Origin of the sequence: Amycolatopsis sp. TNS106 (assembly GCF_019330265.1) — a bacterium.
Classification (GTDB): Bacteria; Actinomycetota; Actinomycetes; order Mycobacteriales; family Pseudonocardiaceae; genus Amycolatopsis; species Amycolatopsis lurida.
The window spans coordinates 2645766-2672685 of the sequence record NZ_CP024972.1 but is presented as its reverse complement, the minus strand read 5'-3'; the positions used below and the strand labels follow the sequence as shown (position 1 = coordinate 2672685).

Below are 26920 nucleotides of genomic sequence, written 5' to 3'. Positions count from 1 at the left end.
CTAGAGTTGTCAAGCAAGCAGTTGTATGGAGGCGTAAGCCAAGTTGACGCGCTTCAGGCACCCATCTCTGGTGGCGTGAATTGCCGGCGAATAGCGTGGTCGCCGACGAGAGACCTGTCGTGTCACCCGACGCACATACATCGGTGGTGGCGTAGTTTTTAAACTCGATGTGGGACGAGCAGGTCCAGGTTACGTCTAGGAGAAGGATGGCAGTGGCTCCGGCAGCATGCATGCCAGGGCGACTAACTTGCGAGGTCAACCGAAGTGGAGGTCGTGGGTTTAGGCGGGCATGGGCGAGATAGGCGGCTCCCTTCGAGAAGGTCTGGGCTGATCGCCGGTACGCGAGTGGGTCCTCCGCCAGCCAGGATGCGGCAGCCGGGTGGGCGGAACCTCGCCGGGCCGGTACTCGAAATGCCACCACTCGTTGTCGTAGATCCGGTAGAGCGCGAAGCGGGCGCCGTGGTCCTCCAGCCACTGCGCGCCTTCGCGCGGCCGGACGTCCAGGGCGGTACCGCTGACGTGCGCGGAGTCCTGCGGCGGCAGGACACGCTTCCGCCCGGCCTCCGCGAGGTACAGCCGATGCTGCTCGGCGGCGTCCCGGTGCCCCGAGGTGACGCCGAGGAGCGTGTGGTGCCGCCAGAACGCCTCGGTCCTGGCGGCGGTGAACGCGGCGAGCGTTCCGGCGGTCAGCCCGGCGAGGTCTTCGGTGGGGAACCGCAGTGACAGCGCCCAACCGCAGGCGAGCCGCCGTGCGTGGCCGGGGGACCGCAGCCACGCCGGGATCAGCAGCAGTACCGCGAGGACGCGGGTGATCGCCGCGAGCAGGAGTTCTTTCATGCCGTCGACCCTCGCCGACGCCTGTGCGAACCCGATCGCGGTGACGTGCGCGGACGCCGACGAAAAGGTCACCGTTCCGCACGGAGGACGCCGTGACGCAACTATGACATTCCGTGGACGTTCCGCGGAAACGGGACGGGCACCATGGCGTGTCATGGACGAGCGGATTCCGTCCGGCGCTGCGATAGTCGTCGGCATGCCCAGGGTGCTGCTCATCGAGGACGACCAAGCCGTGCGTGACGGGCTCAGCATGGCGCTGGGCGGCCGTGGCCACGCGGTCGACGCGGTGGCCACCGGCGAGGAAGGCCTCGCCCGGCTCGCGTCCCGGCCGCCGGACATCGTCGTTCTGGACCTGATGTTGCCCGGACTGGACGGTTTCGAGGTCTGCCGCCGGATCCGGGCGGCGGGGGATCTGCCGATCATCATGCTCACCGCGCGCAACGAGGACATCGACGTGGTGGCCGGGCTCGCCGCCGGCGCGGACGACTACGTGGTCAAACCCGCCAGGGCACAGGTACTGGAGGCACGGATCCGCGCGGTGCTGCGCCGCAGCGGGCAGCCCGCGGCGGCGGTGCCCGCGCAGACCGGGATCGAGCGGCACGGTGACCTCGGCATCGACCGTGCCGCGCTGACCGTGACCAAGAGGGACAGGCCCGTCGCCCTCGCCCCGACCGAACTGCGGCTCCTGCTCGAACTCTCCCAGGTGCCCGGCCGGGTGCTCAGCAGGCAGTACCTGTTGGAAAGCGTGTGGGAGCACGGGTACTTCGGCGACTCCCGAGTCGTCGACGCCTGTGTGCAGCGACTGCGCGCGAAGATCGAGGACGACTCGTCCGCGCCGGTCTACGTGCAGACGGTTCGCGGATTCGGCTACCGCTTCGGGCCACTGTGAAGCTCGGTGGCCTGCGCACCCGGCTGCTCCTGGCGTTCAGTCTGCTGGTCGTGATCACCGCGGCGACGGTCGCCGGCGGCGCCTACGTCCAGTCTCGTACCGTGATCCTTCAGCAGGCGCAAGACGCCACCGCCCGTGTCCTGGTCGACAAGGCCACCGCGCTGTTCCCGCTCGGCCCGCTGCCGCCGGGCGACGGGACGCTGAGCCGGATCAGCGGCGAACTGTCCGACCGTGACCTGAGTTCCCTCGTCCTGTACGAGGACAAGGCGAGCGGGAGCGAGCAGATGCGGGCGCTGATCTCGCCCGAGCTTCGCGAGCGGGTCCGGTCGGGAAACGTCGCCTGGCAGCGAGTCGACGCCCGGGGCGCACCGATGCTGGTGGTGGGCACCAGGTTCACCGTTCTGCTTCCCGGTGGGAAGCAACGGGATTCGGGTATCGAGGCCTACGTCGCGCGCAGCATGGCGCCGGAGGCGAAGAGCATCGACGAACTCGCCACCCGGGCCTGGCTGATCGGCGGGGTGGCGCTCGTCTTCGCGATCGGGCTGGCGTTGCTGGCCGCCCGCGGTGTGCTGCGGCCGGTGCGGGAGCTGGGCGACGCGGCGCGGCGGCTGGGAAAGGGAGACCTGCGGGCGCGGATCAGCGTCCGCGGCTCGGACGAGCTGGCCGGAGTGGCGCGCACCTTCAACGAAACGGCCGAAGCGTTGGAGCGGCACGTCGGCGAGCTGGAACGGATGGAGGCCGACGCGCGGCGGTTCGTCGCCGATGTCTCCCACGAGCTGCGCACTCCGCTCGCCGCGATGACCGCGGTCGCGGACGTGCTGGAGCAGGAGGCGTCGAAGCTGCCCGGGGACGCCGGCCGCGCGGCGAAGATGAGCATCGAGGAGACGCACAACCTGACGCGGCTGGTGAACGACCTCATCGAGGTCTCCCGCTTCGACGCCGGGGCCGCCGCGCTGGCGCGGGAGGAAGTCGACGTCGCCGAGGTGGTCACGGCGAGCTTGCGCATCCGGGGGTGGACGGGCGAGGTGGCGGGTCACCTGCCGTCCGGGATCTTCGCCGAGTGGGATCCGAGGCGGGTGGACGTCATCGTGGCGAATCTGGTCGGGAACGCGTTGCGGCACGGGGAAAAGCCGGTCTCACTCCGGCTTTCCGAAGCGGGGGAGTGGATCACGCTGGAGGTCTCGGACCGCGGTCCCGGGCTGGCGCCCGAGGTGCTCCCGCACGTGTTCGACCGGTTCTACAAGGCGGATTCGGCCAGGGCGAGGTCCGGCGGCAGCGGGCTCGGACTGGCTATCGCCTGGGAGAACGCCCGGCTGCACGGTGGCACGTTGAGCGCGGCCAACGGCGTCGACGGCGGCGCGGTGTTCACGCTGCGCCTGCCCCGGCTGGGAGGGACGGCATGAGGAAGATCTGGCTTGCGGCGCTCCTGATCGTTTCGGTGGTCGCGGGCTGCGGCGTCCGCCCCAGCGCCGTGATCGCCGGAGCGCCCGCGCCGGCGGGCCCCGCGAACGGCGCGGTGCTCTACTTCCTGTCCGGCGGGCAGCCCGTCCGCGTGCTGCGCCCCTTGGCGCAGGAACTGCCTCCGGCGAGTCCCGTCGATCTGCTCGCAGCCGGTCCGGACGAGAGCGAGCGGGAACGGGAGTACACCACCGAAGTCCCGCCCGGCACCGTGGTCCTGGACCAGACGCCCGCGCCGAACGGGGTCACGGTGACCCTGTCGGTCGGCGTCGCCGGGTTGTCGGCGAGGGCGGTCGACCAGATCGTGTGCACCGCCAGGGACTCTCTCGGCGGGAGCGCGCAGATCACCTTGCGGGGCGAAGGATCCGTCCGCGGTCCGTTGTCGTGTCCCTTGCCCGGCTAGGCGATCACGCGTGTTCGGACACGTAACTCGCGTGATTGGAGGCGTAACTCGCGTGATCGGGCTCCGCACACTCGAGTTACGCCTCCAATCACGCGAGTTACGTCTTCGCCTGGGGCCAGTCACACGCGGACGGGACGCACCACGGCATTTTTACCCAGGACCGCCCAGGCGGAAGTGTCCCGAATCACCGGTGTCAGTCCCTCGCTTTGCCCGGATTCGCCCGCTAGCTTAGGCAAGGCTAAGCAAATGGAACGTGGGGTGGTTGTGGCGTGGAAGGGATCGAGGGCAGGGTCGCGCTCGTCACCGGAGGCGCGCGCGGGATCGGGGCGGCCGTCGTGGACGGGCTCGCCAGGGCGGGTGCGATCGTGGCGTCGGTGGACCTGTCGGAAGGCACTCCCCGGGACGGGGTGACCCCGTTCGTCGCGGACGTCGGCGACCCAGCCGCCGTCGCGCGGGTCGTCGCCGAGGTCGAACGCGAACTCGGGCCGATCGGGATCGGGGCGTCCGTCGCAGGTGTACTGAAGCCGGGATCCGTCTGCGACACGAGCGACGAAGACTGGGCGGCGACCTTCGCGGTCAACTCCACCGGTGTCTTCACCGTGCTCCGCGAGATCTCCCGCCGGATGGTGCCCCGCCAGAGCGGGGTTCTGGTGACCGTCGGGTCGAACGCGGCCGGAGTCCCGCGCAGCGGGATGGCCGCGTACGCCGCGTCCAAGGCCGCCGCGACGATGCTGACCCGCTGCCTCGGGCTCGAACTCGCCGGTTCCGGCATCCGCTGCAACATCGTCTCTCCCGGCTCGACCGACACCGAGATGCAACGTCTACTGTGGACGGACGAGAACGGCGCGGACCTTGTCATCGCGGGAAATCCGGAGCAATACCGTGTCGGCATACCACTGGGCCGGATAGCCGAACCCGCCGATATCGCCGACGCCGTCCTGTTTTTGGCTTCCGATCGCGCGCGGCATATCACGATGCAGAACCTGTACGTCGACGGCGGGGCCACGCTCCGCGCGTGATCTCGATGACCCGATGAAGACTTTTCGGGTCCGTATGATTAGGTTAGGCTAACCGAAAAGGCGCGTCGGGGATGGCTTTCCGCGCCGCATAGGGCACCACAGCACCCCAAGGTGCCGACCTGGTCAGTAGTATTCGCGAAAGGGAATCCAGTCGTGTCCTCACCTGCACCGGCCCGACCAAGGCCGGTCCACCAGGCGGCCGATCTGCTGGCGGCGTACCTGCCCGGATCGTTCTACTACTCGTCCGCTCGAGGATCGCTTCTCGCCGACGGGGTGTATGCCCCGGTCCACGCGATGCCGGGCAAACGTGCCCGTGCCGCCGCCGAAGTCCTCGACGCCGCGCTCGTGGCGGGAGTGGCCGAACCCGTGGTGGCCGGGGCCATCGGATTCCGGCCCGACGCGCCGAGCAGCCTGGTGGTACCCGCCGTGGTGCGCCGGGCCGGACCACCGAAGGCGAGTGGTCCGGTCGCCCCGCTCGGCGGGGACTGGTCGGTGTCGCCACGGCCCGCGCCGGAGGTCTACACCACTGCGGTCGCCAAGGCGCTGGACGAGATCCGCGACGGTGACCTGCGCAAGATCGTGCTGGCCCGCTGCCTCGACGTCACCGGTGGCGACCCCATCGCCGTACCGCGGCTGCTGGCCCGTCTCGTCCACGCGGACCCGGCGGCCCACGCGTTCGCCGTCGACGTCAGCGCGCCGGGAGACCCCGCGCCGCGCACCCTGGTCGGCGCGAGCCCGGAACTGCTGGTATCCCGCCGTGGCCGGGTGGTGACGGCCAACCCGCTGGCCGGGTCGCGGCCGCGAGTGGCCGACGACGCCGAAAACGCCCGCCGGATCGACGATCTGCTGGCGTCCGAAAAGGACCGTGCCGAACACGCCCACGTCGCCGCGCAGGTGGCCGAGGTGCTGGGCCGGTTCTGTGACGACCTCGACGTCCCCGCCGAACCCGAGATGATCGGCACGCCCACGATGTGGCACCTGTCGACCAGGATCAGCGGACGCCTCGCGGACCCGGGCGACGCCGGTTCGTCCGCGCTCGGGCTGGCGGAAGCACTGCATCCGACGCCCGCCGTCTGCGGCGTCCCGACCGCGCTAGCCCGCGACACGATCGCCGCGCTCGAACCCGAGGATCGCGGCTATTACGCGGGTCTCGTCGGCTGGACCGACCAGGACGGGGACGGCGAATGGGTGGTCACCATCCGCTGCGCCGAGATCCGCGACCGCACCGTGCGGCTGTTCGCCGGCGCGGGCGTGGTGGCGGGTTCCGACCCGGCGGCCGAACTCGCCGAGACCGGCGCGAAGTTCGGCACCATGCTCAGGGCGCTCGGGTTGGAGGGAGCGGTATGAACCCCGACCACGTGCCTTGGCCGCCCGAGACCGCCGCACGGTACCGGGCTTCCGGATACTGGCGCGGTCAGACCTTCGGCAAACTGCTGACCAGCCTCGCCGAGGCGTACGCCGAGCGTCCCGCCGTGATCGGCGAGAACGCCCGCTGGACCTTCGCCGAACTCGACGAGCGGGCGCACCGGCTCGCGGCCGGGTTCGCCGGTGCCGGGATCCGGCCGGGCGACCGGGTGGTCGTGCAACTGCCGAACATGCCGGAATTCGCGTCCGTCGTGTTCGGACTGTGGCGGGCGGGCGCGCTGCCGGTGTTCGCGCTGCCCGCGCACCGGGCAAGCGAGCTGCGGCACTTCGCCGAGCAGAGCGAGGCCGCGGCGATCCTGACCGTCGGCGAGCACGAGCGGTTCGGTCACGCGGCCATGGCGCACGCGGTCGCCGCCGAAATCCCTTCGGTGCGCAACGTCTTCGTGGTCGGCACGGAGGAATTCGCCGTGCTCGAAGCGGCGACTCCGCGTGCCCTGCCCGATCCGGATCCCGCCGGGGTCGCGTTCCTCCAGCTGTCCGGCGGCAGCACCGGACTGCCGAAGCTGATCCCGCGCACCCACGACGACTACCTCTACAGCGTCCGGGAAAGCGCGCGGATCTGCGGCCTGCGCCCGGAAAGCGTGTACCTGGCCGCGTTGCCCGTCGCGCACAACTTCCCGCTCAGTTCGCCCGGTCTGCTCGGCGCGCTGCACGCGGGCGCGGCCACGGTGTTCGCGCCGCGTCCCGACGCCGACACCGCGTTCCGGCTGATCGAAGCCGAGGGCGTGACGATCACCGGGCTCGTGCCGCCGCTGGCCGCCGCGTGGGCGCAGGCGGCCGCGCGGACCACCCGCGATCTGTCCTCTTTGGACGTCCTGCTGGTCGGCGGTGCCAAATGCGCGCGCGAGCTGGCCGAGAAGATCGGGCCCGCGCTGGGATGCCGTCTGCAGCAAGTGTTCGGCATGGCCGAGGGGCTGGTCTGCTACACCCGGCTCGACGATCCGGACGAGTACGTCCTGGCCACGCAGGGACGGCCGATCTCACCGGACGACGAGGTCCGCGTCGTGAACCCGGACGACCCACTGTCCACTTCGGACGATGTGGTCGCGCCGGGCGAGGTCGGCGCGCTGCTGACCCGTGGCCCGTACACGATCCGCGGTTACTACCGCGCGACCGAGCACAACACGACCGCGTTCACCGAGGACGGTTTCTACCGCACCGGGGATCTCGTGCGGCAGCATCCGTCGGGGCACCTCGAAGTCGTCGGCCGGGCCAAGGAGCAGATCAACCGCGGTGGCGAGAAGGTGGCCGCGGAAGAGGTCGAGAACCACCTGATGGCCCATCCCGGCGTGCTCGATGCCGCCGTCGTCGCGGTGCCGGATCCGTACCTGGGCGAGCGCACCTGCGCCTACGTCGTGCCCGCGGCCGGTGCCGAGCCCGCCGCGGCGGAGCTGCGCCGGTTCGTCCGTGAGCGCGGGGTCGCGGCGTTCAAGGTGCCCGATCTGGTCCAGATCGTGCCGGAGTTCCCGGTGACGGGGGTCGGCAAGACCAGCAAACGCGAGCTGCGGGCGGCGCTGGCCGCCCTGGCGAAGGAGAAGTGAGAGTGTCACTGCCCAAGATCGAGCCGTACGCCCTGCCGACGGAAGCCGAGCTGCCCACCGGCCGGGTCGGCTGGAAACCTGACGCCGCGCGTGCCGCCCTGCTGGTACACGACGCGCAGCGGTACTTCCTCGCGCCGTACGAGGGAGCCCCGATCCCGGAGATGGTCGCGAACATCGCCGCGCTGGCCGACGCCGCCCGCGCCGCAGGGGTCCCGGTGTTCTACACCGCGCAGCCCGGTCACCAGGCCGCCGAGGACCGCGGACTGCTCACCGAGTTCTGGGGTGACGGGATCGGCGCCGTCATCGACGACGACCCGGCGGCCGCCGACGTGGTCGCCGAGCTCGCGCCGAAGCCGGGTGACACGGTGCTGACGAAGTGGCGCTACAGCGCATTCCAGCGCAGCACGTTCACCGAGCAGCTCGCCGAGGCGGGTCGCGATCAACTGCTGATCACCGGTGTCTACGCGCATATCGGCTGCCAGGCCACCGCGGTCGAGGCCTTCATGCGCGACATCCAGCCGTTCCTCGTCGGTGACGCGGTCGCGGACTTCTCCCGCGAGCGCCACGACCAGGCCTGCGAGTACGTCGCCCAGCGCTGCGGCGCACTGACCACCACGGCCGCCGCGCTCACCGCGCTGGCCCCGATCCACGCCGGAGCACAGGGATGAGCCTCAGTGTCGAGAAGATCCACGCCGACGTCGCCGAACTGCTCGGCTGCGACCCGGCCGAGCTGAAGCCGGAGACCGATCTCACCGATCTCGGTCTCGACTCGATGCGGATCATGGGCCTCGTCGAGCAGTGGCGCACCGAAGGCGCCGACAACCTGGAGTTCGCCGACCTTGCCGAACAGCCGACCCTCGGTCACTGGACCCAGGTCCTCACCGGGAGTACCGCGTGAGCCGCGCCGACCATCGCCACCGGCACCTCGAACGCATCGCCGAGGTGCGCGGAGGAGCGCACGCGGAGAAGGTCCCGTACCCGATCCGTGTCCGGCAGGCCGAGGTCGTGCGCACCACGATGATCGGCTCCGGACTGCTGCGCGTCACCCTCGGCGGGCCGGGAACAGCGGGTTTCGAGGCGCATTCGCCCGACGAGCACGTGAAAGTCCTGTTCCCCGAACTTGATCCGGAGCCGAAGCTGCCGGTCCAGGACGGTGACATGCTGCGCTGGCCGAAACCGTCACCGACGTCGCGCGAGTACACGGTCCGCCGGTACGACCCGGCTTCCGGGGAACTCGACCTCGACGTCGCGCTGCACGAGGGCGGGCTCGGCTCCGGCTGGGCCGAGAAGGTCACCCCCGGCACCCCGGTGCACGTCGCCGGTCCGCCCGGCGGGCTGATCGTGCCGCACACCTACGACCGCTACCTGCTCGCCGGTGATCTCACCGCGCTGCCCGCGATCGCGCGCTGGCTCGAAGAGCTGCCGCGCACCGCCGCGGGCTGGGCGTTCATCGAGGTCGCCGACGCGAGCGAGGAGATCGAGCTGTCCGCGCCCGAAGACGTCGAAGTGCATTGGCTGCACCGAGGCGACGCCGCGCCGGGCGACTCGGACATGCTCGCCCGCGCGGTCCAGACGATCGAAGTCCCCGCCGGGGAACGGCTTTACGCCTGGGTCGCCGGTGAAGCCGGGCAGATCAAGCCGTTGCGCCGCTGGCTCAAGAACGACCTCGGGCTCGGCAAGGACGACCACGACGTGACCGGCTACTGGAAACGCGGCGTCGCGGACTTCGACGACGAGCACGACCACTGATCCCCACTCATCGAAGAACGAGGAAATCCATGCGCACCACCAGAACCCGCCGTCTCGCCGGAGCGCTCGCGCTCGCTTTGACGGTCGTGACCGCGGCCACCGCCTGTGGCTCCGGCGACGCCGGGCAGGCGGACGGCGGTCCGACCCGGGTGTTCGCCGCCGACAACGGCCAGATCACCATCCCGGTCTCGCCGAAGCGGGTCATCGCCACCGGCTACGCGGTCCCCGCCCTGCTCGAAGCGGGCGCGCCGCTGGTCGGGGTGTCCAGCTGGAAGCGTGGCATCCCGCTGTTCAACGAGCAGGAGCGCAAGAAGTACGACGAGCTGGCGAAGGTCGCGGGCGAATCGGCGGCGGAGACGAACTACGAGGCGATCGCGCAGGCGGATCCGGACCTCATCGTCATCGGCGTGCCGAAGCCGGTGCTCGCCGACATCGACATCAAGCGGCTCGAAGCGATCGCGCCGGTCGTGGCCATCGGCCCGTCGGTGCCGTCGATGTGGCGTGAGCTGTCCCGCAAGCAGGCCGACGCCGCCGGCGCCACCGCCGGGTTCGACGCGCTCAAGACCGCGTACGACACCAAGGCCAAGGGGCTGGCCGAGAAGTACAAGGCCGTGCTGCCGCAGCTGAAGCTGGGTCACGTCGGTGCCTACGGCGAGGTCGCCAAGGGCAACTTCCAGCGCGAGTTCAACGGCTCCTGGGGCACCAACATCGCGCAGGACGTCGGCGCCACCTACTACGGCCAGGTGAAGGTCAAGGGCGGCGGCTCCAAGGACGTCAGCGAGTACCCGTCGATCGAAGAGCTGTCGACCGCGTTCGCGCAGGCCGACGCCATCACCTACTCGGTCAGTGCCGACGGTTCCGTGCCCGCGCCGGTCAAGTACGTCCTCGACTCGCCGCTGTGGAAGGAACTCCCCGCGGTGAAGGCGGGCAAGGTCTACCCGTTCCGCTACACCGAGGCCGCCACCTACCGGGCCGCGACGTCCACTTTGGACGCCGTCGACCAGGCGTTCGCGCCGCTGCTCAAGCAGTGACCACCACCGGGCGGTCCGCGCTGCTCGGCGCCGCACTGCTCGGGCTCGTCGTGGTCGCCGTGCTGAGCGTCGGCATCGGCGCGCACGCCATCGCCCCCGGCGAGGTCGTGCGCGCCCTGCTGGGCGAAGGGAATCCGAGTGACCGGGCCGTGGTCCTGGACATCCGGATGCCGAGGGCGGTGCTGGCGATCGGGGTCGGCGCGGCCCTCGCCGTCGGCGGTGTGCTCGTGCAGGCCCTGTCCCGCAACGCCTTGGCCGAACCCGGCGTGCTCGGCGTGACCGCCGGAGCCGGGTTCGCCATCGCGGTCGGCTCGTCGTTCGGCCTCGCCGCGTCGGCGCCGACCGAACTGGGCCTGGCGGTGCTGGGCGCGCTCGGCGCTTCGGCGCTGGTATACGCGGTCGGCAGCAAGTCGCCGCTGCGGCTGGTGCTCGCCGGGACCGCGTTGAGCGCCGTGCTGCTGGGGCTCACCCTCGGGCTCCGGCTGCTGTTCCCGGACACCTTCGACGTCTACCGGTTCTGGTCGGTGGGTTCGCTGGCAGGCCGTGAGCAGGCGCCGACGACGGTGCCGCTGATCATCATCGGCCTGTCCCTGCTGGGCGCGTTCGCGGTGAGCCGTCAGCTGAACGCCATCGCGCTCGGCGAGACGGTCGCGCACACCCTCGGCGCGAACGTCGCTCGCGTCCGGACGATCACCCTGCTGCTGATCACGCTGATGGCGGGTGCGGCCACCGCGCTGGCCGGGCCGATCCTGTTCGTCGGGCTGATCGTGCCGCATCTCGCCAGGCGGGTGGCGGGCGCTTCGATCCCGTGGCTGATCGCGTTCGCCGCGCTGCTCGGCCCGGTCCTGATGCTGGCCGCGGACGTCGGATCACGGGTTCTGTTGCCGACCGGTGAGGTCCCGGTCGCGATCGTGACCGCGTTCCTCGGCGGTCCGGTGCTGATCTGGGCCGTCCGCAAATACGGGGCGGCGCCGCTGTGACCACTGTGAACGCACTCGTCCTGCGGCGCGGGCGGTTCTCCGCCCGGATCGAACGCCGCACCCTTTACTTCCTCGTCGCGATGCTGGTGGTCATCGCCGGGCTGACGCTGCTCGGGCTCTGCTACGGCGCGGCGTGGGCGAGTCCCGCCCGCGTGTTCGCCGCGCTCACCGGTTCCGGTGGCGGCCCCGGCGTGGTCATCCGGGAATGGCGTCTGCCGCGGGTACTGGCCGGGCTGGTGTTCGGTGCCGCGCTCGGGCTGGCGGGCGCGATCTTCCAGAGCATCACCCGCAATCCGCTCGGCAGCCCGGACGTGATCGGCCTCGACGCCGGCGCCTACACCGGCGCGCTGTTCGCGATCACCGTGCTGTCGGGGACCTCGACGCAGCTGACGATCGGCTCGGTGCTCGGCGGCGTGATCACGGCGGCCATCGTCTACGCGCTGTCGCTCGGCGGCGGGCTGTCCGGGCTGCGGCTGATCGTCATCGGCATCGCGATCAACGCGATGCTGACCGCGCTCAACTCGTGGATCGTGCTGCGTGCCGAACTCGAGATCGCGATCGCGGCCGTCGGCTGGAACGCCGGTTCGCTCAACGGGGTCGGCTGGGACGACGTCGCCATCCCGTTCGGGGTGCTCGCGGTGCTGTTCGTCGTGTTGTTCACCAGGGCACCGGCGATGCACCAGGCCGCGCTCGGCGGCGCGCTGGCGGTCACCACCGGTGTCCGCTGGGACCGGCTGCGGCTGGTGCTGGTGCTGATCGGGGTCGGCTGCACGGCCACGGTCACCGCCGTCGCCGGGCCGATCGCGTTCATCGCGCTCGCGGCGCCGCAGATCGGGCGGCGGCTGGCCCGTACGCCCGGTATCGGCCTGCTGCCCGCCGCCCTCACCGGTGCGGTGCTGCTGACCAGCGCCGATCTGGCCGCCCAGATGCTGCTCGCGCCGGAAGCGCTGCCGGTCGGTGTGGTCAGCACCGTGATCGGCGGCGGCTATCTGATCTGGCTGCTCACCAAGGAGGTTCGGCGCACATGAGTGCCCGTTTGACCGCGCGGGAGCTGACCCTGCGCTACGGCGACCGGGTCGTGTCGACCCGCCTGAGCCTCGACGTGCCCGACCGCGCGTTCACCGCCGTCGTCGGACCGAACGCGTGTGGCAAGTCGACGCTGCTGCGCGCGTTCGTCCGGCTGCTGCGTCCGGCGGACGGCGAGGTCCTGCTCGACGGCAAGGACGTCGGTTCCTTCCCCGGCAAGGGTTTGGCGCGGGAACTCGGTTTCCTGCCGCAGGACCCGGTCGCGCCGGAGGACGTCCGTGTCCGGCAGCTGGTCGCGCGCGGCCGGTTCCCGCATCAGTCGCTGTTCGCGTCGTGGTCCGAAGAGGACGAACGCGCGGTGATCGAGGCGATGACCGCGGCCGGGGTGGCGGGGCTGGCCGACCGTCCGGTGCAGGAGCTCTCGGGCGGACAGCGGCAGCGCGTGTGGGTGGCGCTGGTGCTGGCGCAGAAGACGCCGTACCTGCTGCTCGACGAGCCGACGTCGTTCCTCGACATCGCGCACCAGTACCAGCTGCTGGGGTTGCTGGCGCGCCTGCGCGACGAAGGCCGCACGGTGATCGCCGTCCTGCACGACATCAACCAGGCCTGCCGCTACGCCGACCATCTCGTCGCCTTGCGCGACGGCCGGATCGTGGCCGAAGGCGCGCCCGCCGACATCGTCGACGCCGAGCTGATGAAGGAGGTCTTCGATCTGCCCAGCGTCGTCGTGCCCGACCCGGTGACCGGAACCCCGATGGTGGTGCCCTCATGCTGAACCTCACCGGAGCCCAGCTCGGCATCTGGACCGCGCAGCGCCTCGAACCCGACTCGCCTTACTACGTCGTCGGGGATGTCATCGAAATCGTCGGCGAAGAGCCGGTCGACGTCGGCGCGCTGACCGAGGCGATCCGCGCGACCGCCGAAGAGGCCGACAGCCTGCGGTTGCGCGTCTTCGAGACGCCGGACGGCCCACGTCAGGTGGTGTCGGACGACGGGATGCCGCTGCCGGAGATCGTGGATCTGCGCGGCGAGGCCGATCCGGTGGCCGCCGCGCACGCGCGGGTGGACGCCGAACGCCGCCGCGTCGCCGAGGCTTGCCGCGGCATGGTGGACCGACCCTTGTTCGCCCATCTCGTACTGCGGCTTTCCGGCTCGCACGTGTGGTTCACCCAGCTCGGGCACCACCTCGTGTTCGACGGCTACACCGCGGCGATGCTCGCCCGCCGGACCGCCGCTCGCTACACCGCTTCGGCCCAGGGCAAGGAAGTTCCGCCCTCGACCTTCGCGCGCTTCGCTGATCTCGTCGAGGCCGACCGGGCCTACCGGGAGAGCGAACGGTTCGCCCAAGACCGTGAGTATTGGCGGGAGCGGTTCACGCCGTTGCCGGATCTCGACGACGGCGGCAGCGCCTCGGGACCGCCCGAGCACACTGTGACCGCGCGGGCCGTCCTGCCCGCTTCGGACGTGGCCCGGCTGCGTGAACTGGGCAAACGTGCAGGGACGACGTGGGGCGACGCGCTGATCGCCTGCTACGCCGCCTTCCTGCACCGCGTGCTGGGCTGGACCGATGTCGTGTTCGCGATGCCGTTGATGTGTCGCGAAGGAGCCGCGCTGCGGACCCCGGCGATGGCCGTCAACGTGCTGCCGCTGCGAGTCGGCGTGCTGCCACAGGACACGGGAGCGGAGCTGACCGCGCGGGTCGCGGGCGCGCTGAAGGAGATGCGCACGCACCAGCGGTATCGCGGCGAGGACCTGCCGCAGGATCTCGCGGTGCCCGGCGCCGGGGCGCTGCTGCACGGCCGTGGCATCAACCTCAAGGCGTTCGACCTGAAGCTCGACTTCGCGGGCTCGCACGGCACCATGCGCAACGTCGCCGGTGGACCGCCGGAGGACATGGGCCTGTCCGTGCTCCCGACCTCGGACGGCGGGCTGCTGCTCGGTTTCGAGGTCGACGCGCGGACCCACGACCAGGCTGCCGTCGACGCCAAACTGACCGCGTTGCGCTGCCTGTTCACCGCGCTGACCGAACCGGACGGCCCGGCGGTCGCCGGTGCCGACCTGGTGCCGCAGGGAGAGCGGGACACGCTCCTCGAGGCGTGGTCGACGCCCGCGCCTGACGCCGAACTCCTTGGCGTACCTGAACTTCTCGATCGTCTCGAGCCCGAACAGACCGCACTGGTCTTCGGTGAAGAACGGCTGAGTGCGGGCGAACTCGTCACGCGGGTACACCGTCTCGCCCGGGCCCTGCGTTCCCGCGGTGTCGGGAGCGACGACGTCGTCGCGCTGGCGCTGCCGCGGTCCGCGGATCTCGTCGTCGCCCTGCTGGCGGTGCTCGACGCCGGTGCCGCGTTCCTGCCGCTGGATCTCGCCCATCCCGTCGAGCGGTTGCGGGAGCTCGCCGCCGAAGCCGGCGCGGTGCTCACCGTGACCCACGATCCGGAGATCGTGCCGGGGCCTCGGCTCGTGCTCGGCGAGACCGATCTGTCCACACTGGACTCATCGCCGCTGGACATTCCCCGCCATCCGGAAGACCTCGCGTACGTCATCTTCACCTCCGGCTCCACCGGCCGCCCCAAGGGCGTCCTCGGCCGGGTCGGGGGACTGGCGACGTTGCTGCGCCACCACCGCGCGACCACGGTCGCCGAGACCGAACGTGCCGCGGGCAGGCGGCTGCGGGTGGCGCACACCTACTCGTTCGCCTTCGACTCCGCGCTCGACCAGCTGATGTGGCTGCTGTTCGGACACGAACTGCACGTCTACGGCACCGACGTCGCGCGGGACGCCGACGAGCTGCTCGCCGCGTTCGCCCGCGACCGGATCGACGTCGTCGACACCACGCCGTCGATGGCCGCGCCGCTCGTCGACGCCGGACTGCTCGACGGCCCGCACCCGCCCGCGCTGCTCGTCCTCGGCGGCGAGGCGACTCCGCCCGCGCTGTGGCGCAAGGTCGCGGAGTCGGGTGTCCGCGCCCGCAACATGTACGGCCCGACCGAGGCCACTGTGGACGGTGCCGGATCCTGGCTGGACGACGGGGAACCGACGATCGGCGCCGCGGTGCCCGGTACGGCGGTCCGGGTGCTCGACGCCGCGTTGCGTCCCGCGCCCGCCGGAACACCGGGTGAGCTGTACCTCGCGGGCTCGCATCTGGCGCGCGGTTATCTCGGCCGCCCCGGCGCGACCGCCGAGCGGTTCGTCGCCGACCCGTTCGGCTCGCCCGGCGACCGGATGTACCGCACGGGCGACCTGGCCCGCTGGGTGCCCGGTCGCGGCCTGGAGTACCTGGGCCGCCGCGACGGCCAGGTGAAGGTACGCGGCCACCGTGTCGAACTCGGCGAGGTCGAGGCCGCGCTGGCCGCCGTTCCCGGAGTGCGGGCAGCCGCCGCCGCGGTGCGCGGGCCCCGGCTCGTCGGCTACGTCGTCGGCGAGGTCGTCCCGGACGACGTACGGGCGGAACTCGCCGGACGGGTGCCCGAGCATCTCGTGCCGGCCGCGGTCGTCGTCCTCGACACGCTTCCCTTGACCTCCAACGGAAAGATCGACCGGGCCGCGCTGCCCGCCCCGAGCGCGGCGGTAGGCAGGACCGCCGCCACCGAACGCGAACGGCTGTTGTGCGCCACCATCGCCGAGGTGATCGGCGTCGACCAGGTCGCGGTCGACGGCGACTTCTTCGCACTGGGCGGCGACAGCATCACCGCGATCAGCGTCAGCAGCAGGCTGCGCGCGCACGGTCTCGACCTGCGGCCGCGCGATCTGCTCGCCCGCCGCAGCTTCGAGGCGCTGGCCGCGGCGAGCGCGGAGATCGGTGGCCCGGCCGCACCACCGGACGAGCCCATCGGAGAGGTGCCCGCCCCGCCGATCGTCCGCGCCCTGCTCGACCCGCATCCGGACGTCGCGACGATCGCCGGGTACACGCAATGGACCGCGCTCCGGCTCGACGAGGACCTTCCACCCGCCCTGCTGACCGAAGGCGTCCAAACGCTCCTGGACCACCACGACGTCCTCCGCCTGCAAGTAGATGACGAATTGCGGGTCCGGGAACGCGGCACGGTGAAGGCGTCCGACGTCGTCATCGAGACGACAGGGGACCCGGCCGAGGTCGCGGCGGAACTGGCGGGGTCCCTTGACCTCCGGGCCGGGGTGCTCAAGGTCGTGTTGCTGCCCGGTCACCTCGTCATCGTGATCCATCATCTGGCGATCGACGGTGTCTCCTGGCGGGTTCTCCTGCCGGATCTGCGCGCCGCGTGCGCCGGTGAGCCGCTCGAACCGGTCGGGACCTCCTGGCGACGGCACGCGCTCAGCCTTGCCGAGCAAGGCGCTTCAGGCGCCCGGCGCGGCGAACTCGACCAGTGGCGCGACGCGCTCGACGGTCCGCGTCTCGGTCACCGGCCGCTCGACCGGACCGCCGACACGGTCGCGACCGCGCGGCGTTCGGTCACCCTCGCCACCCCTGAGCAGACCGACGCGGTGCTCAACGGCTTGCCTGCCGCCTACCGCGCCGGACCCGACGACGTCCTGCTCGCCGCGCTCGTACTCGCGCTCCGATCGTGGCGCGGTGCTCCGGTCGAGGCCGAAACCGTGTCCGTCGAAGGACACGGCCGGGATCGAGAGGGCCTGGACCTCTCGCGCACCGTCGGCTGGTTCACCGCCGAACATCCGTTGCGGGTGCCCGCCACCGCGGTGGCGGCGACCACGGACTACGACAGCGCGCTCGCCGGCGGAGATGCGGCGGGAAAGCTGCTGCGGGCCGCGAAGGAGACCAAACGCGCGGTTCCGGACAACGGCGTCGGCTTCGGTGTCCTGCGGTATCTCGACCCGCTGACCCGGGACGAACTCGCCGCCGTCCCGCCGCCGGACGTCGTCCTGAACTACCTCGGCCGGTTCGCCGCTCTGCCCGGTACCGGCTGGCGGCTGCCCGAAGAGGATCCGTTCGCGGTCACCGAACCGGCGGGCAAGTCGCTCGAACAGGTGCTGGCGCTGAACTGCTTCGTCCGTGAGGACGGCCGTCCCCGGCTCGCCGTCGAATGGACCGCGGCAGGCCAGGTCCTGCCGGAGGAAAGCGTTGCGGCGCTTCAGGAAGCGTGGTCGCGATCGCTGGACGCCATGGCGGCGCACGCGGCACGGATCGGGCCGGACGGCGGCGGGCTCACGCCATCGGACCTGCCGTTGGTCGGCCTCGACCAGGCCGACATCGACGCGCTCGAACGCCGGGGCCGGGTCGAGGACGTGCTGCCCGCGACCCCGTTGCAGACCGGGCTTTCGTTCCACACCCTGGCGCGCGGCACCGAGGACACCGACGTCTACGTGGTGCAGGCCGTCACCCTGCTCAGCGGCGCGCTGAACGCCGACCGCATGCGGCAGGCCGCGGCGGAGGTGCTGCGGCGGCATCCCGCGTTGCGGGTCCATTTGCACACCACCGACGCGGGCGAGGTCGTCCAGGTGGTGCCCGCCGAGGTCACCCTGGACTGGCGGTTCGCGCAGGTCTCGCCGGACCAGGTCGAGGTCGAGTGCCGCACCGAACTCGCCCGTCCCTTCGATCCGGCGGCCCCGCCGCTGATCCGGTTCCTGCTGCTGACCCTCGGCCCGGACGAGCACCGCCTGGTGCTCACCAACCACCACGCGCTGCTCGACGGCTGGTCGATGCCGCTGGTCGGCCGCACGCTGCTGGCCACCTACGCCGAACTCGGCGGCGGCCCGGCGGCCCCGGTCGCGCCCCCACTTTCGGAGTACCACCGCGTGCTCGGCGAACGTGACCCGGACGCGGCGCTGGAAGCGTGGCGCGAGGCCCTCGCCGGACTCGACGAAGGAACGCGACTCGCCCCGGCGAGCGTCGAGTCCACTGTGGAGCGTCCGGAACGCGTCACCGTGGAGCTGGGCGGGGAGTTCAGCGAAGAGCTGCGCGCCTTCGCCCGCGAACGCGGGATCACGCCGACGACGGTGTTCCAGACCGCCTGGGGAGTACTGCTCGCCAGGCTGACCGGCCGCCGCGACGTGGTCTTCGGCTGCCCGGTCTCCGGCCGCCCGGCCGACGTCCCCGGCGTCGAGCGCATGATCGGTCAGCTCGGCAGCACGATCCCGGTGCGGGTGCGCTTCGACGCCGCCGACACCGCGGTCACCGTGCTCGAACGCGTGCACACCGAAAGCGTCCGGCTCACGGAGCACCACCACGCCGGGCTGCCGGACATCCAGCGCGCGGCCGGCGTGGGCGACCTGTTCGACACGATGCTGGTGATGGAGAACTTCCCGCTCTCCAGCCGCGCCCGCACCACGCTGGCGCCCGGCCTCGACCTCGTCGGCGTCGACATCACCGACGCCACGCACTACCCGCTCACGGTGATCGTGCTGCCCGGCGACGAGTTCACCGTCGGCCTCGGCTACCAGCCCCAGGCGTTCACCCGCGAGGAGGCCGAGTCCTACGGCCGCTGGCTGCGCGCCGTGCTGCACGAGATCGTGACCGATCCCGCCCGCCCGGTCTCCCGGCTGCGCGCGCTCGATGCCGAGGAAGAACGCGCGATGCTGCGCCTCGGCGAAGGACCGGAACCGAAGCGCGAACGCGGCGGCATGCTGGAGGAGTTCGGCCGCTGGGTCCGGGAGACCCCGGACGCGGAAGCCGTCGTGTGCCGGGACCGGAGCCTGACCTACGCCGAACTGGACCGCCGCGCCAACCGGCTCGCGAACACCCTGATCGACGCCGGAGTGAAGCCCCAGGACCCGGTCGCGGTCCTGCTGCGCCGCGACGTCGACCTCGTCGTCGCACTGTTCGGCGTGATCAAGGCGGGCGCGGTGCACGTGCCGATGGATCCCGATTACCCGGCCGACCGGCTGGCGTACATGCTCGGTGACATCGAGCCCGCCGCCGTGGTGTCCACTTCGGACGTCGACGGCCTTCCGGTGATCGGCCCGGCCGATCTGTCCACAAAGGACACGGATCCCGCCGTGCCGTGGTGTGAGGACGCGATCGCGTATGTCATCTACACCTCCGGCACCACCGGGAAACCGAAGGGTGTCGCGGTGCCGCATCGCGGCGTTCCGAGCCTGATCGCGCTGCAGGAGGACATCGTCGGGATCGGGACCGCCGAGCGGTACCTGCATTTCGCCTCGACGAGTTTCGACGTCGCCTTCTGGCAGTTCATGCTGCCGCTGCTGTCCGGCGGCACCTCGGTGATCGCGCCGGAGGAGGTGCGGACCTCCGGCGACGACCTGCTGGCCTACGCCGCCGAACACCGCGTCACCGGGCTCAACCTGCTGCCCTCGTTCCTCTCCGCGATGCCCGACGACGCGACCGTCGACCCGGACGTGTTCTTCGTCGTCGGCGCCGAACGGCTCGACCCGGAACTGGCGCGGCGCTGGGGGAACCGGCGCGCGCTGTTCAACGCGTACGGCCCGACCGAGGTCACCATCAACTCGGTCACCTGGCACTACGACCCGGCCGACCCCGGCCCGCTCCCGATCGGCCGTCCGGACCCGGAGGTCCGCGCGTACGTGCTCGACGGCGGGCTGCTCCCGGTCGGGACGAACGTCACCGGCGAGCTGTACCTGGCCGGGCCGAAGCTCGCGCAGGGCTACGTCGGCCGGGCGGCGCTGACCGCCGAACGGTTCGTCGCCGACCCGTTCGGTCCGCCGGGGGAGCGGATGTACCGCACCGGCGACCTCGTCCGGTGGCGGCCGGACGGGCAGATCGTGTTCCTCGGCCGCGCCGACCACCAGGTCAAACTGCGCGGGTTCCGGATCGAACTCGGCGAGATCGAGACCGCGCTGACCGCGCACGACGACGTGCGCGCCGCCGCCGTGATCGTCCGCGAGGACCGGCTTGTCGCCTACGTCGTCCCCGTCGACGGCGCCGAAGCGGACCCGGCCGTGCTGCGCGAGTACCTCGCCGCGGAGCTGCCCGCGTACATGGTGCCGACCGCGTTCGTCGCGCTGGAACGGCTTCCGCTCGGACCGAGCGGCAAACTGGATCGGGCCGCGCTGCCCGCGCCGGAAGCCCGCTCGGACGGCGGACGGGAACCCGCCACCCCGGCGGAAGCGGTGCTGCTGCGGGTGGTCCGCGAGCTGCTCGGCCCCGACGTCGCACTGGACGACGGGTTCCTGGACGCGGGCGGCGACAGCATCGCGTCGCTACGGGTCGTCTCCCGCGCCCGGCGCGAAGGGCTGCACCTGACCGCGCGCGACGTCCTCGAAGGCGGCACGGTCGCGGGGATCGCCGCGCGCTGCGGCGAACCCGAACAGGCCGAGGAGGCCCACGCCGTCGGCGACGCCCCGCTCACGCCGATCATGCGTGATCTGGTGCAGCGCGCGGGAAAGGCTGCCGACGGGTTCTGCCAGTGGGTCGAGATCTGTGTGCCTTCGGCGGACGACGTTCCTCGCTGGCGCTCGGTGCTCGACGCCGTTCTCGCCCGTCACGACGTCCTGCGCGCACATCTGGTCGAGGACGCGTTGCGCGTCCCGGACGCCGGCGCCGTGACCGGTGCCGACGTGCTCACCGCCGTCCGCGCGCCCGGCGATCCGCGCGCGGTGCTGGACGCGCAGGTCGAGCAGATCGTGGCACGGATGGACCCCCGCACCGGCCCGCTGGTGCGGGCGGTCCTGGCGGACGCGGGCGATCAGCGGCCGGGACGGTTGCTGCTGGTGGCGCACCATCTGGTCGCCGACGCGGTGACCTGGCGTGTCCTGCTCGACGACGTCGAACAGGCTTTCCACGGCAAGGCCCTGCACCGGCGCGGGCAGTCGTTCCTGGGCTGGGCGCGGTCGCTGCGCGCGGCCGCCCCGCATCGAGAGGACGAATTGCCGTACTGGCGGGGGATCGCCGCTGCACCGGAGACCACGCTCGGCCGCACCCGGCTCGACCCGGGGCGGGACACCGTGGCGACCGCGCGGCACCACCGGCTCGACGTGGGTGAAGACACGACCCGCGCCGTGCTGACCGCGCTGCCCACCGCCTATCGCACCGGCCCGGACACCGTGCTGCTGACCGCGCTCGCCCGCGCCGTCGCCGCCTGGCGCGGCACCGCCGCGGATCTGGTCGTCGCCGTCGAAAGCCACGGAAGGCCGGGACACACCCCGGACTTCACGGGCACGGTCGATCTGGCGCAGACCGCCGGCTGGTTCACCGCCGTGCATCCGGCACGGATCGCGCCACCCGCGGGACCACTGCCGGACGCGCTGCGCGCGGTGCGCGACCATCTGCGCGCGGCCGGCGATGGCCTCGGGCACGGGATCCTCGGCGTCGACGGCCCGCGGCCGGAGATCGCCTGGAACTATCTCGGCCGATTCCCCGAGGCGCCGGTGGAGGAGACCCTGTGGCAGCTCCCGCCGGACGCCGATCCGCTCGGTTCCGGCGGCGGCGCGGAGATGCCGCTGCCGTACGCGCTGACGGTGAACGCGATGGTCCCCGACGGCGGCACGCTCGGTGTCCGCTTCACGTGGCCGTCCGCGTTGTTCACCGAAGACGAGATCGTCGTGCTGGGCGGGCATTTCCGCCGCGAGCTGGACGCGCTCGCCGCCGACGTACCGGGGCCCGGCGAGATCATGCCGCTGACCCCGTTGCAGGAGGTGATCCTGCGCGAGTCCCGGGCGGCGGACGAAGATCCGTATCCGGTGCAGGCCGCCTTCACGCTGTCCGGTGACCTCGACGTCGAGGCCCTGCGGGCTGCGGCGACGGCGCTGGTGCGACGGCAGCCGAACCTGGGCGCGGTGTTCCCGGCGTCGCACGAGGTCCAGGTGATCCCCGCGGAGCCGCAGGCTGGTTTCCGGGTCCGCGAAGTGTCCGATGTGGACATCGCGTTGGACGAGGAGCTGGCGGAACCGTTCGACCTGGCCCACGGTCCGTTGTGGCGGGTCACGGTGCTGCGCCACGGGCCCGGCCGTCAGACTCTCGCGCTGACGAGTCACCATCTGCTGTCCGACGGGTGGTCCGCGCCGCGTATCCTCGGCGAACTGTTCGCCCTGTACGCGGGAAAGCCGCTGCCGGAACCGGTGCCGCCGACGCGGTACACCCGCCTGCTCGCCGCCGCCGATCATTCGGCCGGCGTCCGGGCCTGGCGGGCGGAACTCGCCGGTCTGCCCGAAGGCGACCACCTGCCGTGTACCGGCGGCTCCGCCGAACCCGCTCTGTTCACTGTGGACAGTGCACTGGTCGCCGAACTGACCAAGCTGGGCGCGGCACGCGGGCTGACCGTCAACACCCTGCTGCAGGGTGCGTGGGCGGCCGTTCTCGCGAGCCACGCCGGACGCCACGACGTCAGCTTCGGGGTGATGACCTCGAACCGGACGTCCGATGTGGACGGTGTCGAGGACATCATCGGCTTGCTGGCGAACAGCGTCCCGGTCCGCGCCCGGTTCACCGGGACGGTCGCCGAGACGCTCGCCGACCTGCAGGCACGACAGCAGGCGATGACCGGGCACCACCGGATCGGCCTGCCGGAGCTCGCGTCGCTGGCCGGCCGCGAGCGGCTGTTCGACAGCCTGCTCGTGTTCGAGAACTACCCGGTGGACCCGGCGAAGCTGCGTGAACCCGCGCCCGGCCTGACCGTCACCGGGACGAGATTCCGTGAACGCACGCACCATCCGGTGAGCGTCACCGTCGTCCCCGGCGAGCGCGGCTGGGAAGGCGTTCTGTACGCGAGGGAGACCGACGCCCGGTCTCTCGCCGGCGACCTGGTCGGCTTCCTGCGAAAACTGCCGTCCTGGCTCGACGGTGCCGCCGCGGGCTTCGTGGGGGAGCGGTGACCGCGCGCCCGATCGACGCGGCGCTGTGGCGCACGGCCGCCGTGCTGGTGCTCGGCACGTTCATGGCGACGTTGGACAGCACGATCGTCTCGGTCGGCGTCGACACCCTCGCCGGCGAGTTCGGCGCGCCGGTCACCGGCGTCCAATGGGTGACGACGGCGTACCTGCTGGCCGTGGTCACGGCGGTACCGGCGTCGGGCTGGCTCGCCGACCGGTTCGGCGGCCGGCGCGTCTGGCTCACCGCGGTCGTCGTGTTCCTGCTGGCATCGCTGCTGTGCGCGCTGGCACCGACCCTGCCCGCGCTCATCGCCTTCCGTGTTCTGCAAGGGCTCGCGGGCGGGCTGCTGCCGCCGACCGGCCAGGCGCTCCTGGCGCGGGCCGCGGGACCGGACCGGATCGGGCGCGTGATCAGCGTCGTCGGTCTCGTACCGCTGTTGTCGCCGGTGCTCGGCCCGATGGCGAGCGGCACGATCCTCGCGGTCGCGGACTGGCCGTGGCTGTTCTACGTCAACCTCCCGGTCGGTGTGGTGGCGGTGATCCTGGCGCGGCGCTGGGTCCCGGCGAGCGAACCCGGTGGCAAGGGCGATCGCTTCGATTTCCGGGGCGCGCTCCTGCTTTCCCCGGGGCTCGCCGTCCTGGTCTTCGGGCTCACCTGGTTCGAGCAGGGGACGCCGGTGGTCGCCGGGACCGCCGTCGCGCTCGGCGTCGTGATGCTCGCGGCGTTCGTGCGGCACGGTCTGCGCGCCGAAGCGCCCCTGCTGGATCCACGCCTGTTCACGCGGCCGCCGTTCGGGGTCGCCGCGTTGGCGCTGGTCCTGCTCGGCGCGTCGGTGTTCGGCACGATGTTCCTGCTCCCGCTCTACCTCCAGCGCGGCCCTGGACTGTCCACTTGGGAAACCGGACTGCTGCTGGTGCCCCAGGGCATCGGCGCGGCGGCCGGTTCCGTACTGGTGAACCGCCTCGTCGACCGGATCTCGCCGCGCACACTGGTGCTGAGCGGGATCGGGCTGGTCGCTCTCGGCACCGCGCCCTTCACCCAGCTGGGCTCGGGCCTTCCGGACTGGGTCATCGTGCTTTCCCTGCTGCTGCGCGGTTTCGGTGCGGCGATGATCGGTGCGCCGGTGATGACGATCGTCTACCGCCGGGTCGAACCCGCCCGGCTGCCCCGCGCCGCCGGGGCGCTGAACCTGCTCAACACGCTCGGCGGCTCGATCGGCACCGCGGTGCTGGCCGTGGTGCTGCAGGCCCGGCTGGCCGCCCGCGGCCCGGACGTCGCCGCGGCCTTCGCCGACGCCTTCTGGTGTGTTCTCGGCCTCGCCGTCGTGGCGGTGGCCGGTGCGACGCGGCTGCCCCGGGCCGGGGCGGCCGCCCCCGACAAGAAGAGAGGTCATGCGGATGCTTGACCAGGACACGTTGCCCAGCCCGGCCGAAGTGGCCACGAGCGGAGTCGTGCCGGACGAGATCGTCCGGCATCGCGAAACCGTCGCGAACGTCCTCGCCCGCCGCGACTCGCGATTGCTCGTCGTCGTGGGACCGTGTTCCGTGCACGACACCGACGGCGCGCTCGAGTACGCGCACCGGCTCGCCGAGGCGTCCCGCCGGTTCGCCGACGACCTCGTCGTGGTCCTGCGCGCCTACCTGGAGAAACCGCGGACGATCGCGGGCTGGACCGGGCTGGTGCCCGACCCCACCTTGGACGGCAAGGGCGATCTCGCGTCCGGTGTCCGGATCGGTCGGCGGTTCCTCGACGACGCCGCCGCGACCGGGCTCCCGCTGGCGTACGAGTTCGTCGACCCGTTCCTCGCGCCTTATTTCGCGGACACCATCAGCTGGGGCGCGATCGGCGCGCGGACCGTGGCCAGCCAGCCGCACCGGCACCTGGCCTCCTGGCTGCCGATGCCGATCGGCATGAAGAACTGCGTGTCGGGACGGCTGGACACGGCCGTCGCCGCGGTCCGGGCGGCCGCGCTGCCCCACGTGTTCCCCGGCGCCGCCGCCGACGGGCGCCCGCGGATCCAGCGCAGCGCCGGGAATCCGGACGCGCACCTCGTCCTGCGCGGTGGCCCGAAACCCAACCATCACGCGCACGCGGTCGCGGACGCCCTCGACGCGCTGACCGCCGCGGGGCTGCCGCACCGGCTCGTCGTCGACGCCTCGCACGGCAACAGCGGCAAGGACCACAACCGGCAGCCCGTGGTCGTCGCCGATCTGGCCGACCAGATCTCGGCGGGCAACGACGCGCTGGCCGGGGTGATGATCGAGTCGTACCTCTCCGACGGCAGGCAGGATGTCGGTTCCGCGCCGCCCCGGCCCGACCTGAGCATCACGGACGCCTGCCTCGGCTGGGAGCGGACCGTTCCGCTGCTGGAGTCCCTCGCCTGCGCGAACGCGGTGCGGCGCATCGCCTCGTGAACGGACAGGGCATGGTGGCAGCCGGGCCGGTGGCTCGTACCGGCGCCCGTGCCCGCCTGAAGGTAGTGAAGGAGGCCTTCACGGACCGTCGTGGTCCTGACGCGAATCGCAGGTCGCGAGCGAGCCGTCAAAGCGCTTCGAGAGTCGCCTTCATCGCCGGCACGAGTTCGTCGCCCATCTTCTCGAACTGCCGCTTCAGGAACGGATCAGCGAGTTTCGCCAGCCCGTGGAACTCGATGGTGGCGTGGTAGCTGACGGTCGTCGTGCCGTCTTCTTCGGAGATCGTCAGATCGTCGGTGGACGTGGCCGTCTTGTTGCTGCCGACGAAAACGATCCGGCCCGGCTCCAGCCGCTCGAGGCGATAGGTCAGCTCGGTCTTCTTGCCGCGGAACTCGGACACGTTGTGCCACTGTGATCCGACGGCGATCGGGCCGCTGTCGGCGCGGGTGCAGGACACGGTGCCGGGGTCCCACGCCTCGGCGTGCGCGAAGTCCTGCAGATAGCCGACGACGGTCTGGGCGGGGTTTCGGACGGTGATCGTCCGGTGCACATGGACCATCACATCGACGGTACGCAGGAGAACCTGGACTCGCAGCGTGGTTCTCTTGAGGGGTAGTCAAAGGTGGCGTACGAGTCGCCGCCGCGGTCCGGTGTTCCCAATGTCGCATCAGGGACACTGAGCGTCTCCAACGCGACATTGGGAACACCGGACCGAAACCGGCCCCGGGACATGGGCCGAAGCGCGTGAAGGCCCCGTCCCGAGGGAGGGGCCTTCACGCGCTCACGGGCTTACTTCTTCCAGACGATCGGGTCGTCCTTGTACCCGTCACCGTCGTTGAACTCCGCGCCGCCGACCTCGCCGCCGTCACGGATGGCCTGGAGTTCACAGGTCTCGTAGGTCGCGCCGGCGGTCTTGAAGTCCTTCTTCGCCGACTCGGACTGGCAGTTCGGGGTCTCACCGGTGATGATCACGCCGGTGCTCTTGTTGTCCGGGCCGACCGCGCGCATCCGGACCGTGCTGTAGGTGAGGTCGGTGCCGCCGACGTTCTCCACCGTCATCCGGATGTACACCGGCGTCATGCCCTTGGCCTTCTCGCCGTAGGAGGCGAGGTCTTCCTTCGGGCCGAGTTCGATCGCCTTGACCGTGATCGCGATGGTGCCGGACTTGTCGTTGCCGTACTTGAACGGGACGACGGCGCGCTCGCCGACCTTCAGTGCGGTGCCGGGCGCGGTGGCGTCCGCGTTCGAGACCGGCACCGTGCCGCTGGTCGCGGGCGAGGACGCCGCGGCCGACGTCGGCGCGGGCGACGGCGCGGGAGCGGGGCTGCCCTTCTCTTCCTTGCCGCCGCAGGCGGAAAGCAGCAGCACGGCGGCGCAGCCGGTGGCGGACAGGGCGATGCGGTCGAACTTCATGGATCTCCTCGG

General features: G+C 71.6%; 19 protein-coding genes. 16 read left to right on the top strand and 3 right to left on the bottom strand.

Going from position 1 to position 26920, the window contains the following annotated elements; all coding sequences use genetic code 11:
• Positions 1-279 precede the first annotated feature (279 nt).
• Positions 280-837: a D-alanyl-D-alanine carboxypeptidase gene (locus CVV72_RS12030; protein WP_219153915.1), complete on the bottom strand. Its 558-nt coding sequence runs from the start codon at positions 835-837 to the stop codon at positions 280-282.
• A 154-nt stretch (positions 838-991) separates the two neighbouring features.
• On the opposite strand from CVV72_RS12030, the gene CVV72_RS12025 reads away from it, so the two are divergent.
• The 16 genes from CVV72_RS12025 (at position 992) to CVV72_RS11950 (ending at position 25495) form a co-directional block, all read left to right on the top strand.
• The gene (locus CVV72_RS12025) at positions 992-1726 is read left to right on the top strand and encodes a response regulator transcription factor (protein WP_304511414.1); all 735 of its coding nucleotides are present in this window, start codon (positions 992-994) and stop codon (positions 1724-1726) included.
• Positions 1723-3129 carry an ATP-binding protein gene (locus CVV72_RS12020; RefSeq protein WP_219152516.1) on the top strand — a complete coding sequence of 469 codons (1407 nt, stop codon included), beginning with the start codon at positions 1723-1725 and terminating at the stop codon, positions 3127-3129. The genes CVV72_RS12025 and CVV72_RS12020 overlap by 4 nt, the downstream gene beginning before the upstream one ends.
• A complete protein-coding gene (locus CVV72_RS12015) occupies positions 3126-3587 on the top strand; it encodes a GerMN domain-containing protein (RefSeq protein ID WP_219152515.1) in 462 nt (153 codons plus the stop codon). Before CVV72_RS12020 ends, CVV72_RS12015 begins: the two co-directional genes overlap by 4 nt.
• A gap of 269 nt (positions 3588-3856) precedes the next feature.
• Entirely contained in the window at positions 3857-4606 is a 750-nt protein-coding gene (locus CVV72_RS12010; protein ID WP_219152514.1) for a 2,3-dihydro-2,3-dihydroxybenzoate dehydrogenase, read from the top strand.
• Positions 4607-4759: 153 nt separating this feature from the next.
• Positions 4760-5953 carry an isochorismate synthase gene (locus CVV72_RS12005; protein WP_219152513.1) on the top strand — a complete coding sequence of 398 codons (1194 nt, stop codon included), beginning with the start codon at positions 4760-4762 and terminating at the stop codon, positions 5951-5953.
• Positions 5950-7572: a (2,3-dihydroxybenzoyl)adenylate synthase gene (locus CVV72_RS12000; protein WP_219152512.1), complete on the top strand. Its 1623-nt coding sequence runs from the start codon at positions 5950-5952 to the stop codon at positions 7570-7572. Before CVV72_RS12005 ends, CVV72_RS12000 begins: the two co-directional genes overlap by 4 nt.
• The gene (locus tag CVV72_RS11995) at positions 7569-8240 is read left to right on the top strand and encodes an isochorismatase family protein (protein WP_255632644.1); all 672 of its coding nucleotides are present in this window, start codon (positions 7569-7571) and stop codon (positions 8238-8240) included. Before CVV72_RS12000 ends, CVV72_RS11995 begins: the two co-directional genes overlap by 4 nt.
• Complete coding sequence (locus CVV72_RS11990) at positions 8237-8470, top strand: phosphopantetheine-binding protein (protein WP_219152510.1); 234 nt, start codon at positions 8237-8239, stop codon at positions 8468-8470. Before CVV72_RS11995 ends, CVV72_RS11990 begins: the two co-directional genes overlap by 4 nt.
• A complete protein-coding gene (locus CVV72_RS11985; protein ID WP_219152509.1) occupies positions 8467-9321 on the top strand; it encodes a siderophore-interacting protein in 855 nt (284 codons plus the stop codon). Before CVV72_RS11990 ends, CVV72_RS11985 begins: the two co-directional genes overlap by 4 nt.
• A gap of 29 nt (positions 9322-9350) precedes the next feature.
• Positions 9351-10352, top strand: coding sequence for an ABC transporter substrate-binding protein (locus CVV72_RS11980; RefSeq protein ID WP_219152508.1), 1002 nt, complete (start codon positions 9351-9353; stop codon positions 10350-10352).
• A complete protein-coding gene (locus CVV72_RS11975; protein ID WP_219152507.1) occupies positions 10349-11332 on the top strand; it encodes an iron ABC transporter permease in 984 nt (327 codons plus the stop codon). The genes CVV72_RS11980 and CVV72_RS11975 overlap by 4 nt, the downstream gene beginning before the upstream one ends.
• The gene (locus CVV72_RS11970; protein WP_219152506.1) at positions 11329-12360 is read left to right on the top strand and encodes an iron chelate uptake ABC transporter family permease subunit; all 1032 of its coding nucleotides are present in this window, start codon (positions 11329-11331) and stop codon (positions 12358-12360) included. Before CVV72_RS11975 ends, CVV72_RS11970 begins: the two co-directional genes overlap by 4 nt.
• Entirely contained in the window at positions 12357-13133 is a 777-nt protein-coding gene (locus CVV72_RS11965) for an ABC transporter ATP-binding protein (RefSeq protein ID WP_219152505.1), read from the top strand. The genes CVV72_RS11970 and CVV72_RS11965 overlap by 4 nt, the downstream gene beginning before the upstream one ends.
• The gene (locus tag CVV72_RS11960; RefSeq protein WP_219152504.1) at positions 13127-23083 is read left to right on the top strand and encodes a non-ribosomal peptide synthetase; all 9957 of its coding nucleotides are present in this window, start codon (positions 13127-13129) and stop codon (positions 23081-23083) included. Before CVV72_RS11965 ends, CVV72_RS11960 begins: the two co-directional genes overlap by 7 nt.
• Positions 23080-24486 carry a DHA2 family efflux MFS transporter permease subunit gene (locus CVV72_RS11955; RefSeq protein WP_219152503.1) on the top strand — a complete coding sequence of 469 codons (1407 nt, stop codon included), beginning with the start codon at positions 23080-23082 and terminating at the stop codon, positions 24484-24486. The genes CVV72_RS11960 and CVV72_RS11955 overlap by 4 nt, the downstream gene beginning before the upstream one ends.
• Positions 24473-25495, top strand: coding sequence for a 3-deoxy-7-phosphoheptulonate synthase (locus tag CVV72_RS11950; RefSeq protein ID WP_219152502.1), 1023 nt, complete (start codon positions 24473-24475; stop codon positions 25493-25495). Before CVV72_RS11955 ends, CVV72_RS11950 begins: the two co-directional genes overlap by 14 nt.
• 127 nt (positions 25496-25622) lie before the next feature.
• Here CVV72_RS11950 and CVV72_RS11945 read toward each other — a convergent pair whose 3' ends face one another.
• Both CVV72_RS11945 and CVV72_RS11940 read right to left on the bottom strand, forming a co-directional pair.
• Positions 25623-26054 (bottom strand): SRPBCC family protein, encoded by a 432-nt coding sequence (locus CVV72_RS11945; protein ID WP_219152501.1) that lies wholly within the window; start codon positions 26052-26054, stop codon positions 25623-25625.
• A gap of 230 nt (positions 26055-26284) precedes the next feature.
• Positions 26285-26908 (bottom strand): hypothetical protein, encoded by a 624-nt coding sequence (locus tag CVV72_RS11940; RefSeq protein ID WP_219152500.1) that lies wholly within the window; start codon positions 26906-26908, stop codon positions 26285-26287.
• Between the last annotated feature and the right edge of the window lie 12 nt (positions 26909-26920).

Excerpts from the sequence above, each read along its gene's own strand:
- CVV72_RS12030 (WP_219153915.1), bottom strand. The coding sequence starts at position 837 with ATGAAAGAACTCCTGCTCGCGGCGATCACCCGCGTCCTCGCGGTACTG.
- CVV72_RS12025 (WP_304511414.1), top strand. The coding sequence starts at position 992 with ATGGACGAGCGGATTCCGTCCGGCGCTGCGATAGTCGTCGGCATGCCC.
- CVV72_RS12015 (WP_219152515.1), top strand. The coding sequence starts at position 3,126 with ATGAGGAAGATCTGGCTTGCGGCGCTCCTGATCGTTTCGGTGGTCGCG.
- CVV72_RS12000 (WP_219152512.1), top strand. The coding sequence starts at position 5,950 with ATGAACCCCGACCACGTGCCTTGGCCGCCCGAGACCGCCGCACGGTAC.
- CVV72_RS11990 (WP_219152510.1), top strand. The coding sequence starts at position 8,237 with ATGAGCCTCAGTGTCGAGAAGATCCACGCCGACGTCGCCGAACTGCTC.
- CVV72_RS11980 (WP_219152508.1), top strand. The coding sequence starts at position 9,351 with ATGCGCACCACCAGAACCCGCCGTCTCGCCGGAGCGCTCGCGCTCGCT.
- CVV72_RS11965 (WP_219152505.1), top strand. The coding sequence starts at position 12,357 with ATGAGTGCCCGTTTGACCGCGCGGGAGCTGACCCTGCGCTACGGCGAC.
- CVV72_RS11960 (WP_219152504.1), top strand. The coding sequence starts at position 13,127 with ATGCTGAACCTCACCGGAGCCCAGCTCGGCATCTGGACCGCGCAGCGC.
- CVV72_RS11950 (WP_219152502.1), top strand. The coding sequence starts at position 24,473 with ATGCGGATGCTTGACCAGGACACGTTGCCCAGCCCGGCCGAAGTGGCC.
- CVV72_RS11945 (WP_219152501.1), bottom strand. The coding sequence starts at position 26,054 with ATGGTCCATGTGCACCGGACGATCACCGTCCGAAACCCCGCCCAGACC.
- CVV72_RS11940 (WP_219152500.1), bottom strand. The coding sequence starts at position 26,908 with ATGAAGTTCGACCGCATCGCCCTGTCCGCCACCGGCTGCGCCGCCGTG.